Consider the following 14304-nt stretch of genomic DNA (forward strand, 5'->3'; position numbering starts at 1 on the left):
TGATTTGATAACTTTGAATGGTTTGTTTGGGCACTGGAGGCTTCCCCACTTCTTGGGAAAACGTCTTCAGTGTCTTTTTTGTGGCGACAACTGGAACAAAGGATAGAGAACGATACTCTCAACCCGCCTTGGTAGCTGTCGTCGGCAGGACTCACCCGCCTATGTCATTGTCATCTAATAACCAGTAGATAGTCCAGGCGGCATCGTAGACAAAGAACACTGGCGAGGCCCAAGGAAAACCCTCTGATGAACAGGTCGGAAGCGTGCAGTAGAGCGTACTGTCAATAATTCGCCGGGCTCGCTCCAGCAGTTCTGAGCTTTCGCTTTCTACTTTACTAATCCAGCCATTCTCAGCCGTGGCAATCGTCATGATACTCCCTCGTCGTCGGCAAAACCTTCCCTAGCACCGTAGCGCTCAAAGCTGAGGTTCTGGTAGCTTCAAGGTGCCGAACTTCGGTGACCAAAACTCACCCCGGCTCTCAAAGAAGGCCACCTCTTTGCACTGGCCGCGTCGATTCTCTAGCAGCGAACAGCGCAGCATCACTTTGGCCTGACCCTGCTTCTGGTAACGATAGCGCTCTAGCAAAGCACCGCAGACCGGGCAGGGAGAGTCCGTAAAGTTCTCCAGTGTGTTGGCCTGCTGCTGCGCGTAGGGCAGCTCGTAGCGTTTGGCCTTGCCGTTCCAGAACATTACCGTGCTGCAGCCAGAGCATTTGAGAAAGTGCTTGGCTTTGAGCTTCTTAGAACGAGAAGGAATCTTGTCCATGAGCTGACCACAGGTAGGGCATTGAGTCTTGCTGGGCTTGGCGTTACTCGACTTCACCTGACTCACCTGTGCTTTAGAAGCCTGAGACGTAGCCGAGGATGCTGCAGGCAGAGACTTTGCCGGTAGCTCTAGCGATCGCAGTTGCTGCTGTGCCCGCGCGATCGCCGGGGCAAAGTAGCTCTGGTGCCAGCCAATCAGATACGACTGCCATTCCTGCTCACCAGCGGCGATCGCATCTAAGGCCGATTCCATCTGCGCGGTGAACTCTGGCTGAATCAGGTCTGGCAGCAGCTTGCCTAACGCCGCATCTAGCTCCAAGCCCAATGGAGTCGGCGTCAGCTTGCCTTTGGTAGGCTCAATGTACTGCCGCTGCTTCAGCGTTTTGATCGTCGGCGCATAGGTGCTGGGACGACCAATCCCTTTCTGCTCCATCAGCTTCACCAGCTGCGGCTCGCTGTAGCGCGGCGGGGGCTGTGTTTGCTTGGCATCGGCTTGGGCCTGCTGCAGCGTGAGCGTTTGACCCTGAGTGAGCGCTGGTAGCACCGCATCAGCGCTCAGGTTGTTCCAGTAGCGGGTATAGCCTGCAAACTCTAGTACCTGACCTCTAGCCTCCCAGTAGGCTGCACCTGACTGGGTCACCACGCGCGTTTTCCGCAGCCGGGCGGCGGCACACTGAGAGGCTACGGTTCGATACCAAATCAGCTCGTAGAGACTAGCGTCTGCTGCCGGGAGTTCTCGCTGCAGAGCCTCTGGCAGGCGGCTGACATCCGTTGGACGAATCGCTTCGTGGGCTGCCTGTGCGCCTTTCACCGCCCGGTGTTGGGTGCGCTTGGAGGGCAAATTGTCTGGGTCATGCTGCTGCAGATACTGCCGCACTGATTCACAGAAAGGGGCTGAGAGTGCTACGGAGTCAGTACGCATGTAGGTGATGTGGCCTTTCTCGTAGAGAGACTGCGCCACTTTCATCGTCTGCTCCGGGCTGAAGCGCAGCTTTGATCCGGCAGCCTGCTGCAAGGTCGAGGTGACGAACGGCGGCGGTGGTGACTGCTGCACCTGTTTGCCTTCAATCTGCACAACCTGATGCGGCTGACTGCGGGCGATCGCCACTAGTTCATCGGCCCGCTGTTTTGAGGTCACCCGCTCTGACTCTGGTGCTACACTTTTGCCTTTGGCGACAGCTGTCTCTTGAGCTGATTTCTGAGATCTTTGCTGTGGCTGTGGGCGGCTGCGATAGAACGCTTTGAAGCCTTCCTGATAGCTCACCCAAACGCTCCAGTAGTCCTGTGGCTCAAACGTTTGAATCGCTCGCTCGCGATCGCACAGCAGGTGCAGCGTTGCACTTTGCACCCGCCCCATCGACTTGGCGCCGTTGTTCAGCGGCCACACTACATGGCGGCTGCCTTTGTAGCCCACCAGCTTATCGAGGCAGTCACGCGCCCTGCCTGCGGCAATGAGGTGTTCATCTAAGCGGCGGGGACGGGCGATCGCCGCTCGCACCGCTTGAGGCGTAATCTCGCTGTAGACCACGCGCTGAGGGCTGCGCAGCCGTAGCGCTTGCTGCAGGTGCCAGCCAATCGTTTCACCTTCGCGGTCGGGGTCGGTAGCGATATAAACCCGGTCGGCTTGCTTAACTGCCTGGCGCAGCTCAGAGAGCACTTTCTTGGAGCGAGCATCGCGGGGCTGATAGCGACACTCAATAGCCGTTGCACTTAGCTCAAAGCCCAGGGCATCTTCACCATCGTTGGTCAGCTCACGGATGTGCCCCATGCTGGCCTTGATCACCCAGCCAGACCCTAGAATTTGGCCTAGCTTTTTTACCTTACCGGGGCTTTCAATCAGCAACAGATTGCCCATAGCGTCACCTCTGACGGCCAAAGCCTCACTTTACCCTACTGCTATAGTACATTTGAATTGAACTGCCCAGACATCCAATACGATTGAGAGTCATTAGCCAACTCAGCAGGACTGTTGCTTTTCCCTCTATGCCCCGCCAACCCTCTCTACTCCCCGATGAAGACAACTACTTTGCTTTGCTCAATGAGCTAAAAAGTCGCATCCGTTCAGCTCAAATCAAAGCCGCGATCGCCGTCAACCAAGAACTGGTGCTGCTCTATTGGCATATCGGTCAAGAAATCTTACAACGTCAACGGGAACAAGGCTGGGGCAGCAAGGTGATTCCGCGCCTGGCCAAAGACCTGAAGCGAGAGTTTCCGGACATGAAAGGCTTCTCACGGACAAACCTCCTCTACATGCGAGCGTTCGCTGAAGCTTGGCCTGATGAACAAATTGTCCACCAGCTTGGTGGACAAATTCCTTGGCGGCACAATTGTGTCATTCTCGATAAAGTTAAGGCATCCCATGTACGGCAGTGGTACATACAGCAAACTATTGCCAACGGTTGGAGCCGCAATATCTTGACGCTTCAGATTGAAAGCAATCTCTATCAGCGGCAAGGCGGCGCTGTGACGAACTTTGAGCAGACACTACCCAAACCCCAGTCTGACCTCGCGCAACAGCTGATTAAAGATGAATATCACCTCGACTTTCTCACAGTCACCAGCTCTGTTCAAGAGCGCGAGCTAGAAGCCGCCTTGGTTGCTCACATCCGAGATTTTCTTCTAGAACTGGGCGTTGGCTTTGCTTTCGTCGGCAGCCAATATCGGCTAGAAGTCTCAGGCAATGAGTACTTCATCGACATGCTTTTCTACCACCTCAAGCTACGCTGCTATATCGTCATTGACCTGAAAGTCACCGAGTTTCGCCCTGAATACACCGGCAAAATGAACTTCTATGTCTCGGCAGTAGATGACTTGCTGCGCCATGCTGACGACGCGCCTACAATCGGCATCGTCTTATGCAAATCGAGAAACAAAACGATTGCCGAATACGCCCTGCGCAACCTCCATACTCCCATCGCAGTCTCTAGCCATCGCCTTCCAGAAGCACTCAAAGAGCAACTACCGACCATTGAGCAGCTTGAAATGGAGCTAGAAACAGCTATTCAAGCAATCGAAGCTCAAACCCCTGAACCAGATGAGACTGCCAACGAGTAACCTCAACAACTGCGATCGCAGCCTCACTCAATAGTGCACTCTAAACCTGTTCAGGCAGATTGCGGCACACTCAGATGATGAGTCACATGTTGTTGAATAGCACTGGCAGCCGCGATCGCAATCGCTTCCCAATCTTCAGGCAACAAGGCCGCACCAACTGCTTGCTGCAGAGAATGTTGAGCGGAGTCTGATAGAACCGCTTTGCCTAATGGTTCAGCCAGGTCTTCTGCCAACACTGCCTTGAGCTGAACCTGAAGCTCTGGGTCTGGGTGCTGCAAACGGAGAAGCAGGCGTTCTTTGCCCGCTGCGAAGGCTGCTTCTAAACCCGCTCCTAGATTGCCACTGCTAAGTATCTGACACAACGCTTGCAAAACTAGTTGCCGTAGCCGCTGAAACTGATGAAAGCCTTCAGGGTCGCTCATCATCTGCCCAAGCAGCACTCCCCATTCACGGCCTGCACCAATCTCGCAATCTGCTTCATCTTCAGCCCTAGCGGCTGCCAATGCCCACTGCGGATCACGCAACTGAGCCATCACGTCAAGAGCCATTTGCTGGTCATCAAAACTTTGAGCAGACATCTTCTGAGCTAGCGCCTCTTCCAAGCAGGATACTCGAAATAAGTCAGTTGTTCGTCTTCCGCATCTATGAAATCATCCGGGTCAGGATCTAAACGCATCATATCCTTGCGCTCATAAAAACCCTCTGCTCCAGGAAGTGCATGAAGACCTACCCGACCTTCATAGCCTAGCTCAAGGCTACGCAAACGAGAAAAATTTAGCAGCACACTCCCTACAGTTTTGAAGCGGGGAGGGCGCTGCACCTGCCGTCGATTCCAGGGAGCCACTGACAAAGCCGCAACATAAACTAGGCGTTTGCCTGGGTAAAATTGCGAAGCGTGCCCCTCCGTCTCTAGCATCATCAGCCCTTGAGTACAACCATCGCACTCAACAGCATAGCTTTCATACCTAGCGTTTCGAACAGTCAATCGCTGCTTGAAAGCCCAATCCCAGTACTTATCCTCTTGGGAAAAACGGCGCAGCGACGCCTGCCAAAACGAGTGAAAATCTGCCACATGCTGTTGGTTCAACTCCAGCAGAATCGCTTCGACAACTTGCTGGTTGTTTCCTCGCACTAAGCTAATAGGCAGTCGCACCATAAGAGATAAGACCCAAGCAAGTCTGACCTGAGTTTACAGGTGTTTTCAGCTGACTCTTCTGCAATCTGCTGGCTTTGCTGTGGCGATCACCGCTTAAACCCTACATGTCTGTTATTCCTCAATCTGTTTGAGATAGATATGCTTATAACCCAGCTTCAGATCGAACTCATCACCCGGCTTCAGCTTCAGTTCCTGCGTGTAGGCAGAACCAATCACAATCTGACCGTTCTGATGCACCGTCAGGCGGTACGTTGCTTCTCGGCCTCGGCCATCTGACTTCGACCCTAGATTGAGCCCTTTGGCTGCCAGCAGTGCCTCATAGAAAGACTCCAAGCTCACTCGCACGCGATCGCTTTTGGTCTGGCTGGTGTAGCCACAAGCCTGAGCAATTTCGCGTCTGGAAAGGTGGGAAAGTTCTTGCGCTTTCTGTAGCAGCGCTTTGCCGGTCAACGGTTTAGATTGCCTCGTCATTCTCGCTCCAATTTCGAGTGATACTCAAATACATCGACTGTTCTAGCCTTACCTTGTCCTTTAGGGCAGCTAGGCTATCACCCTGACACTGCCGCAGACGCCGCTCAAGTTCCCTGGAATAAGATTGGGGTTGAGGATACGCTGGCTCAGACGCTGTTTGGCTCCGATTCTGATAACGAGGCATAGGCTATAACACCCGCGTACAAGACAGAAAGATTACTAGCATAGCATCTAGAAATTGCTGGTCAAAAACATTATCCATAACAAATGTTTTGTTTTTTGATCTATCTAGCAATAACCTTGTGCTTAGCTCAAATAGCTGTATCGATATAGTATACGCATCATCTTAGATTTCTCTAATAACTTTATTCTTAAATAATAGGGATTTTAACTATAATTACTGAAAGAGATATAGATTCCTCAACCACAGCATGATACTGGTCAAACTGATTGCTATTGGATTCGCTATCTATGCAGCCTATGCTTATTATCAAGGACGCAGAAGTAGAGTGCCAATTGCCCTGACTGTATCAGGTGCAGCCTTTGCCTTTTGGATTTCCAGAGTTGTGATTAACTGGATTAAAAGCTTTCAATCTTAGACAAAACTAAAGCTGCCTAAAATCTTTAGAGCAATCCCAGCTGCAGCATACAGGATGCAGCGGTTTCTAAACATGCTTTTCAATTCACGCGGCCTAATGCCGCGCTTAGTATTAACGGCTTCATATAGATAAGCTAACGAAATTGCCATGCAGACAATCTCACCTAAGTCGAAAGTAAAAGAATGATTTTCGCTTACAGGTAAAAGCAGCGGTAATGTTGCATAAACTACCGCAATCACAACTAACGCCAGCAGAAAAGTTTTATCGTTCATCAATCACTATCCCAGCTCCATACCTTTATCTTGTTCGCGGTTTCTTGATGGCGCTTGAGGCGGTTGTCCCCTCAATTCCTGCGGTGACTTGGCCCCCAACTTCATCCAGCGGCGGCGATCGCCTTCAGTCAGATCTGACACCTTGAGAATTTCGTTGCCATCAGCAACCACACCACCGCCGGTTCGTTTGTTGGTGACGCTAATCAGGCTGTCTTTCTGCTTGACCTGATAGATTCTGCCATCAGCTTGAAGGGTGCCCTCTTGGTCTTGATGAGCTAAGCCCACCTGTAAAGCAGACTGAACAAAACGCCGCGCATTAGCCGCAACGCCCTGGCCCAGCCCGGCCTGAGCGTCAAATTCAGCGCGGTCCCTTCGCATCTGTTTGGCTGCTGTCTGATTCAAGCCGTTCACTTCTCCGGTTTTGACGGCTTTACCGAACTGCGTAATCTGCTCTAAATCTTCTTCAGAGCGGCCCAAGGCTCTCGCTGACTTATACCAGTCACGCAGTTCTTCAACTGTCACCGCTTCCGAGTCATCGAGTAATTCAGCAAGTTCCTCATCGAGGCTCGGCTCATTCTGGGCGATCGCTTCCTGGACAAACTCACTGGCCGGGACTCCTTCTTCGACTGACTCAGCTTTGGCCCCGGTTGGCTGACTCATCTCCTGCTCAACAGCGGCGATCGCGCTCATCAGGTTTTCACGCTGGGCCTCTGGCAGGGCTTGGGCATCGGAGCGCAGTTGCGCCAGCGTTTGCTGATAGTCAAAGGCTTCAGCTTCAGTAACCAGTTCACTGGCCTCTCCCGGCTGTGGCTCCGGCTCAGTTAGTTCTTGACTCGTAGTCTCTGAAGTAGTCTGTTCTGGTGCAGCAACGACTTCTGCCTCTGGAGCTGGCGGCTCCAGCTCTGGTTCAAAAGCAGCCACCTCAGCTATTATTTCGGTTTCTGGCTGGACGGTTTCTACCTCTGGCTCCGGCTGCTGCATGGCCCTAGCCGCTGCTGCAAAGCCCTGCTCCCTAATGTTCTGAGCGAAGATGCCTGCAAACGAGCGATCTCGGTTTCGCGTCTCACCAAAAGGCCCGCCTACAGCAGTCTCAGCTAAGCTCAAGCTGCCCTCATCTGACAGGTTGAAGACCATCTCTGAATCAATAAAAGCATCCCCGTTCTCAGTCAGCGTGTGATACAGCAAGAGCTGGTCATCATGGCGCTCAATGTTCAGCGCGATGTATGGCTCGTTCTCGACCTTGAGATAAAACTCTTCATCGGCCATCACTGCCTCAGAAAGGCCAGCTTCTTCGAGAAACTTACCGACTTGTTTCTCGGCCTTACCCCGCTGCTGCTTCCACCCACCGATACGAGGAGTTTCCTCTGACTCTGGCGGCGCTGCTGCTTCGGGTTCCGGTTGTACTGGTTTTGTCTCTCCCGGAGGACGCATATGCTGTGCATCCTCTTGCTGGCTGCTCTCTGTCAATGCTTCCAGTTCATCTCTGTAACCGCTGACGCTAAGTTCTGGCTCCTGCCCTTGCAGCACTCTATCGGCTTGCTCGGCAAAATCTGGCACATCCACCCACACATCTTGAGGGGAATCGCCTTCTCCAGATACGTCATAGCCGACTTGCACCTGTACGAGATCGCCCTCGATGCGAATGTCATCTGGCAAGAATAGCTCATAGTTGTTTCTGCCTGCCTCACCCTCAGTCAGGCTGGTGTATAAACCTTCTGCTTCAGCGTCGAACTCTGGATCAACCTGGAAGTTTAACCCCTTGCCCTGACTGACAACTTCCTTGACCTGCTCAACCTTGGCCTCTAACTCGGCTGAGTCACGCTGGTCTGGCGCTGTTTTCGTAGTTTCTGTCTGGGGCTGCTCTGGTTCTGGCTGCGAACCTGCCGTATCGTCAACGGCTAGTGACTCTGGCTCAGCTTGCTCCACTTTGTTAGGTTCTGATTCCGGCTCCACTTCGTCAGGCTCCGGTACTGAATCAGGAGACAATTCTGCTGGGCGATCGCCTTCTATTGCCTCACCTTCTGTTGGCGGCTGGGCGGCTTCTGCTACTTGTTCATCTACCTCTGACCCACTGCTGATTTCCTCTGGTTGCTGAAAAGCCGCTTCTAGGCGATCGCGGAAATTATCTAAATTTGCTAGGTCTACAGATGGCCGTAGACCTGCCTTTTCAACTACATCCTCTACTGAATCTGACCAGGTGAACTCAGGTATCTTTTCACCAACTAGCTCCCGTGCCTCATCAAGGTGCGTGACAGCTTCTAGCTTTTGATTGCGGCTCTCCTGAATGTAGCTGACCACATCCTCTAGCCGGTCGGCTGAGAACTTCGCTTCCATCCGATCGCTAATCGAATAGAACTCATCGCCCATCGCCTCTATCAATCCTTCATCAAGAATGATGCCTTTCTGCTTCTTACCTGTTTGCAGCACATAATCACCCTCCTGCTGTTTAAGCGTCATCTGCTCGTCAGCGGTTTTGACAATACCCTCACCACTTGTGATTTCCATGAACTGACGCACGTTGCGCGGCGCTGGTAGCTCAACTGGCGTTTCAGACAGCTCGCGCTCCATGTCGTAGCCCTTGGGCAACAGCAACATTGGCTCAATCTCACCGCCTGACTTAGTGGCGTTGATGATGCTGCCCTTGTTGCCGTACTGCTCAGCGGCTCTCAGCAGGTTGCCGGTCAGCGCTTGCCTCACTTCTCGCTCGCCTGACTGGCGCTCATCAAATTGGGGCATCACCTCTTTGCCCGTCATCGTCTTTTCAACAGCGGTTACATCAACTGACCCCATCCGGTCGCTGTTGAGCTTGGAGAGCGGTATCGGCACCTCCCGGTTTGAATCGGCAATCGAAACGCTCATCTGCCACTTGGAAGCCGCCACCGGATTCGAGTCACCAAAGCTGTTTTGAGACTCATCTGAATCATCCAGCATCGCCGCTAGCGAGCGGCCCCGCTTGCTGATATCACTCACTGCTCCATAGAAGATGCGACCGTTATCGGTGGCTAATCTGACCGTTTGGCCCAGGCGGTAGCGCTTGAACTGGGTGAGCTGGGTTTTCTGTTTCTCAACCCGCTTGGTTTCTTTATCCAAGGCCGCTTGGCGCTTCTCCGGGTCTTGGTAGCGTTGCCCAATCTTGGCCCGCTGCTGCTCCATATACTTCTCTGCTGCTTTGTCTGCTTGTTCTAGCAGGTTGCTGGAAAACGCCTGAGAACGCTCATCAACAGCCTCAAAATCATGGTCTTCGACTGACTCAACTGGCTCCAAGTCCAGCTTGCCGCGCACCTCATTAATCACCTCTAGCTGCGTCTTCGGCCTGCTCTGAGACTTGACATCCATTACTTCGACCTGAACGCCCTTACTGAAGGCTGAACGCCCATCCTTGGGCGGCACAATTTCAGCCTGAGCCAAAGAGCGAGCATCGAGGTCTACGGCTTCGGCTTCCAGTGGGTTATTGCCCAGCGCTTTCTGCTGCTCCACAAATGAGCTGTATTCTTCCTCCAGTAGCTTGTAAAAGGATTCCTGCTCATCAATTGGCAGCAGCGGTAAGCGTCCGGTCACCTTGGCGATCGCTCCCTCCTCAACACTCTCTAAGTCGCCCGCACCTTCTGAAGAAACCTTGATCGGATAATCTAGCTTTTCATTGATTTCGGGATACTCGCTGAGGATCTGCTCAGCGACCGCATCGCCGTAGCGGTTGAAGAAGTCGGGAATCTCCGAGGTGTCAAAACCCGCATTCTTATCGGCGGTCGTGTTGGCATTGAGTGAAGCCATCTTTTTTTCCAGCAGGGCCGCTGGCCGCTTCTCATCGGGCGTATCCCCCATTAGCAGCGTGATGCGTGGTGGCACGACCTGACCGGTGCGATGGGCACGGCCCAAGGTCTGCATAAAGTCATTGATGTTGCGCTCAGCTTGACCCACAATCATATGACGGCGGCGTTGGTCCGCGAACTTTTCAGAAGCGTGTAGGGAAATGCCGGTAGCCCCGGAGCGATTGAGCAGAATCACATCGCTCTTACCGCTGTTAAAGCGATCTGTCGCTCTGACCTTGCCTGCTTTGCTCGTCTCCCGGCCACTGCGCCGTTTGTACGTGGCGTTGCCGTCGCTATCGTACTCAAGCCGCGCTTTGCGGCCCGTAATCTCCCCCATGCTGTAGCCCGCATCTTCTACCCGCTGCTTGATGTGGTCGATGGGTGAAACCGGAAAGTCTAGCTCGGTCTCCTCAATCAGAGCCTCAGCCGCTTCAAAGGCCGCGACCGCATCTGGCCCCAGCTCGGCATCACTGAGCGGTCTGCGGGTGGTGGTGCCGTCATAGTCTTTCTCCAGCACATCCCGGCTGCGCTCCAGGTAGCGCGTCAGGATATCGCTGAAGTCAGCCGTAAACTCATCCCCAGGAGCAATATCGTTCTCATCGGCGTAGTTCTCGATGAAGCTGCCCATCGTGTTAGAGACTGTCAGAATCGGCTTTTCACCTTGCTCTAGAGAGGCGATCGCTACATCAGCCATCTGATCCGCTTTTCGCGCTAGCAAGCTCTGGTCAATGACATTGTGCATCAGCGCAGTGAAGTTGGTTGACGATGCACCGGCTTGGCCAATAGAGCTATCTTTACCGACCTTCTTAGCATCGGCCTTGAGAGACTTGTCCAAATCCTTCAGCGCATCTTGCTTGTGGCGGTCAAACTCCAGAATCTTGCCCATAATCTGACCCAGCCGGTCAGTCGAATCACGGTCCACTTCTACGGTATCGATGCCGAAGTCAACCCCTTCATAAGTCCTTTCTCGTCTAATGTAAAAGCCATCTTCAGCTAGGGTGTTGGTTGATGCCTGCTGCAAGGGGATGCCGCCTTTTTCCAGTGCCCCCTGCAAAGCTTCGACTGAACCGAGCGCATCCCGCATCCCAGAGCGGCGACCGTAGAGATCCATCACGTCAGGCCGTTTGACAGCCGTGGCTGATGAGAAGGTAACGCCATCTGCCTTATCCACCAGACCACGGGCAAACTCAGCCCGGTTGGGTGGCTGGCCCACTTTTTTCCACTGCCCCTGAGCACTACCGCCCGCTTCATGGGCCTCATCCATGACGATGATTGACTGCGGCGCTATCATCTCCAGAAACTCACGACGCGGCGTGTTTTTGCCCTGCACTGTCTGCATTTGTGAATAGGTAGTAAATACACCGTCGTACTCATCCTCCGGTGACAGCCCCCCTTGCTGAATCAAGCGATCTAGTTCAGCCGCATGGCTATTGGGCGATGTCTTCAACGTGCGACCATCAGGTAGCGGGACTGTTTCTTTGCTATTAGTGATAAAAGGCTTAAAGTCCTTGACACCGATATCATCCAGGTCACGAATCATATCCGCGTATAAACCTGAATCACGGGTGACGAAAACAGGGGTGCGATCTGTTTCTTTGGCATAGCGCAGCATCGCCGCCATCTGCCGACCTTTGCCTACACCCGTCTGGTCACCCACCAGCGAACCGTCGCCATGCTCTAGATTATCGATCGCCAGCGCCACCCCATCGACCTGCTCTGCTGCCAGCACCTCATGCATGTCTTCAACAGAGGGATAGTTTAGCTTGCGGGCAGCATACTCATCGATGTCTCCCACCCGGCCTTCAAGATTGTCTAGAGCCGTTTGTACCGCACTTGAGAGATTGCGGGGAATCAGCGTTTCTAGGCTTTGCCCTTTACTACGCGGTTTGTAGGGCACCTGGCCGCTTAGCTGCTCTTTCTTTGGCTCTGCCATCGCTGTTTCCTCCTGCTCTATTGCGGTTTTCTCTAATCCTGTTTGCCGAAGAAGATTAGCCACTCTTCCAGGTTCTGATACTGAACCGTCTCGCTCGCTTCTGAGTCCTTTGCCAGCACCAGCGGATACTCCGGGTCTATCTCCTGATTCCAAATCGTCCTCAGCCAGGGACTCTCGGTGATTGCCGTCGCCCAGTTCTCCGGCGTCTCCTGCCCTGGGCGCGGCATCCCGAAGTCCGGCACCCGGTCGGCTATCAGCCGTTGCCGGATCATCTGGTAAACGGCCTCCAGCGGCTCCTGCAAATCCTCGGCCCACTGCCGGATCATCCACGTTAGGCGATCGGCTAGCAGACGCTTGTACTCCTGATAGCTGCCTATCTCGCTCTGATTCTCCGGGGCGATTACCGCGAAGAAGCTGTCCAGCCGAGCCAGAAGAATCCCTTCTTTTATCTGCTGGCTCGGCTCCCAACCCTGCGGGTTCTCGTAATACGGAAACGTTGGCATCTAAGACCTCCTTGAGTTCTGCGTAGCTCTGATACAGCCGGGGCACATCGGCTGCTGGCAGACGCCGCTGCGACCGGCCTCGGCCTTTGATTTGAATCACGTCAATCGGAAAACCGGCTCCTTGGCGATTGTAGAGAGGACCCTCCACTGTAAAGTGGTCGGTGACGTTGTAATTGTCATAGAGATTTTTGTAGAAGCCTCGGTTCTGCTGCGTGTTGTATTCGTCCGAGCGATGGGCTTCTGAACCCTTCTCTCCGCCAATAATTAGCACCGCGCTGCCATCGTCTTTCATCGCCTCAAGCGATCGCCAGGCAATGACATGATCTAGCTGTGAGCTGTTGATAGGGGTCGCCTCTGCGCCAATGGTGAAGCGCTCAGCTCTACCCTCTTTGCGCCTGCGACCAAACGGCGGATTCGCAATCACCACATCCTGACTGCGCGGCTCTGGGCGGTAGCTGGTCGCATCGTTCTGAGTAACGCGGTAGCCCTGTCGCCGCAGGTCAGCCGCCCGGTTATCATCTAGCTCATTTACCGTTGCCTGCTCTGGATTGGTTTCTAGTAACAGCGCCCCATGTCCGGCTGTCGGCTCGTAGACGCTGGTTTCCTGAGTCACACCGGCTAACTGTGAACCCAGATAGGCAATCGGCATCGGCGTGCTGTACTGCTGGCGCAGAATCGAGGTCGATGAACGGGTACCCAGGCGCGGCTGTCGCTGGTAGAGGTCTACCAGTTGCTCAAACGTCTCACCAGGCGATCGCCCTTGCTGAACGATTTGACGGCCCGCTCTGACCAACCCCTGCTCGATGGCTTCCTCGGTCGCTTTGGCGAGCGCATTGCCACCACTGACACGCTCTCCTAAAACCTTGGAAGCTACCTGCCGCGCTTGATTAATCGTCTTAAAGCGATCGCCTGACAGTAAGCGTTCCTGGAACACCTCTGCAAGCTGACTTTGTTGTTGCTCGCTTAAAGCCATCGCTCAGCTACGAAGTTGCCAGGAAGTATACAGGAGCAGGTTCATCATCAAAATGAACGGTCAAGAGTCCTGCTCTAAGACGAACTGAGCGCTCTAGCACTACTTCACCGTCTTCAATCCGTAGAATCTGCTGCCCATTCCAGTAGATAGACAAAATCTCCGGCTGCACCTGTAATAGCTGTTGAATGAAGGGATGCACTATGCCGCCTCAGCCTCATTGTTCTGTTCATTCCCTTTGACCGATATCAGCTCGATGCGGTCAGGCGTCATTTGCAAGCCTGCTCGCGGCTCATTGTGGGTGCTAGTGATATAAGGCGACGGCTCTATCGCGCCGTAGACACAGATCAAGCTGCCCTTTTTCAGATAATCCAGCACCCGCCAGCCAGAGCTGTCTTCCCATATCGAGAGATCTACGCGAAACGACTTATCCCGGTCGCGGCGGTAGCGCACATAGATAGTGGCTTCCGCGACACGCGATGTCCCTCCGCTCAGCTCGACTTCTTTGATCTCTGGATCGGCGGCAAGGTTGCCCGTGATGATAGCGGTGTTGAGTGTCGTAACTGACATGGAAATACCTCCTATGAAATAAGTGACAAAGCTTTAAAGCCCATACTGGTAAGCTGATGGGCTGAATAATCTGGGTAAAACTCTGCTAGCCCTTCTCTGACTAATGCTGAAACTGAGCTAGGCGCCTCTCCTGAAAAACGAATCTCGCCCCCCATCATGCCTTTGAAGTAAGCTAGCCCTTCCTGAATCTCTGGCTGCTCAG

General features: G+C 53.5%; 11 protein-coding genes. 1 reads left to right on the top strand and 10 read right to left on the bottom strand.

Annotated elements, in window-relative coordinates:
• Nucleotides 1-151: 151 nt before the first annotated feature.
• Nucleotides 152-370 carry a pyridoxamine 5'-phosphate oxidase family protein gene (locus QJQ48_RS26790; RefSeq protein WP_346294296.1) on the bottom strand — a complete coding sequence of 73 codons (219 nt, stop codon included), beginning with the start codon at nucleotides 368-370 and terminating at the stop codon, nucleotides 152-154.
• Nucleotides 371-415: 45 nt separating this feature from the next.
• Nucleotides 416-2620, bottom strand: coding sequence for a type I DNA topoisomerase (gene topA, locus QJQ48_RS26795; protein ID WP_346294297.1), 2205 nt, complete (start codon nucleotides 2618-2620; stop codon nucleotides 416-418).
• Nucleotides 2621-2748: 128 nt separating this feature from the next.
• Between topA and QJQ48_RS26800 the strand changes: the two genes are divergently transcribed.
• A complete protein-coding gene (locus QJQ48_RS26800) occupies nucleotides 2749-3819 on the top strand; it encodes a PDDEXK nuclease domain-containing protein (protein WP_346294298.1) in 1071 nt (356 codons plus the stop codon).
• Nucleotides 3820-3869: 50 nt separating this feature from the next.
• Here QJQ48_RS26800 and QJQ48_RS26805 read toward each other — a convergent pair whose 3' ends face one another.
• From QJQ48_RS26805 to QJQ48_RS26840, 8 genes are all read right to left on the bottom strand, one after another.
• Nucleotides 3870-4397, bottom strand: a complete 528-nt coding sequence (locus QJQ48_RS26805) for a hypothetical protein (RefSeq protein WP_346294299.1) — start codon at nucleotides 4395-4397, stop codon at nucleotides 3870-3872.
• A gap of 8 nt (nucleotides 4398-4405) precedes the next feature.
• On the bottom strand, nucleotides 4406-4975 hold the full coding sequence (locus QJQ48_RS26810; RefSeq protein ID WP_346294300.1) for a GNAT family N-acetyltransferase: 570 nt from the start codon (nucleotides 4973-4975) through the stop codon (nucleotides 4406-4408).
• 111 nt (nucleotides 4976-5086) lie between these two features.
• Nucleotides 5087-5446 (bottom strand): AbrB family transcriptional regulator, encoded by a 360-nt coding sequence (locus tag QJQ48_RS26815; protein WP_346294301.1) that lies wholly within the window; start codon nucleotides 5444-5446, stop codon nucleotides 5087-5089.
• A gap of 595 nt (nucleotides 5447-6041) precedes the next feature.
• Complete coding sequence (locus tag QJQ48_RS26820; protein WP_346294302.1) at nucleotides 6042-6317, bottom strand: hypothetical protein; 276 nt, start codon at nucleotides 6315-6317, stop codon at nucleotides 6042-6044.
• 6 nt (nucleotides 6318-6323) lie between these two features.
• Entirely contained in the window at nucleotides 6324-13535 is a 7212-nt protein-coding gene (locus tag QJQ48_RS26825) for a strawberry notch C-terminal domain-containing protein (protein ID WP_346294303.1), read from the bottom strand.
• Nucleotides 13536-13542: 7 nt separating this feature from the next.
• Entirely contained in the window at nucleotides 13543-13734 is a 192-nt protein-coding gene (locus QJQ48_RS26830) for a hypothetical protein (protein WP_346294304.1), read from the bottom strand.
• Entirely contained in the window at nucleotides 13734-14102 is a 369-nt protein-coding gene (locus QJQ48_RS26835) for a single-stranded DNA-binding protein (RefSeq protein WP_346294305.1), read from the bottom strand. The genes QJQ48_RS26830 and QJQ48_RS26835 overlap by 1 nt, the downstream gene beginning before the upstream one ends.
• Nucleotides 14103-14113: 11 nt before the next feature.
• On the bottom strand, nucleotides 14114-14304 hold a 191-nt coding region (locus QJQ48_RS26840), incomplete at its 5' end, for a hypothetical protein (protein WP_346294306.1).

Origin of the sequence: Sphaerothrix gracilis Ecp01, from assembly GCF_030405905.1 — a bacterium.
GTDB lineage: Bacteria > Cyanobacteriota > Cyanobacteriia > Phormidesmidales > Phormidesmidaceae > Sphaerothrix > Sphaerothrix gracilis.

Excerpts from the sequence above, each read along its gene's own strand:
- QJQ48_RS26825 (WP_346294303.1), bottom strand. The coding sequence starts at position 13,535 with ATGGCTTTAAGCGAGCAACAACAAAGTCAGCTTGCAGAGGTGTTCCAG.
- QJQ48_RS26805 (WP_346294299.1), bottom strand. The coding sequence starts at position 4,397 with ATGTCTGCTCAAAGTTTTGATGACCAGCAAATGGCTCTTGACGTGATG.
- QJQ48_RS26790 (WP_346294296.1), bottom strand. The coding sequence starts at position 370 with ATGACGATTGCCACGGCTGAGAATGGCTGGATTAGTAAAGTAGAAAGC.
- QJQ48_RS26810 (WP_346294300.1), bottom strand. The coding sequence starts at position 4,975 with ATGGTGCGACTGCCTATTAGCTTAGTGCGAGGAAACAACCAGCAAGTT.
- QJQ48_RS26815 (WP_346294301.1), bottom strand. The coding sequence starts at position 5,446 with ATGACGAGGCAATCTAAACCGTTGACCGGCAAAGCGCTGCTACAGAAA.
- QJQ48_RS26820 (WP_346294302.1), bottom strand. The coding sequence starts at position 6,317 with ATGAACGATAAAACTTTTCTGCTGGCGTTAGTTGTGATTGCGGTAGTT.
- QJQ48_RS26835 (WP_346294305.1), bottom strand. The coding sequence starts at position 14,102 with ATGTCAGTTACGACACTCAACACCGCTATCATCACGGGCAACCTTGCC.
- topA (WP_346294297.1), bottom strand. The coding sequence starts at position 2,620 with ATGGGCAATCTGTTGCTGATTGAAAGCCCCGGTAAGGTAAAAAAGCTA.
- QJQ48_RS26800 (WP_346294298.1), top strand. The coding sequence starts at position 2,749 with ATGCCCCGCCAACCCTCTCTACTCCCCGATGAAGACAACTACTTTGCT.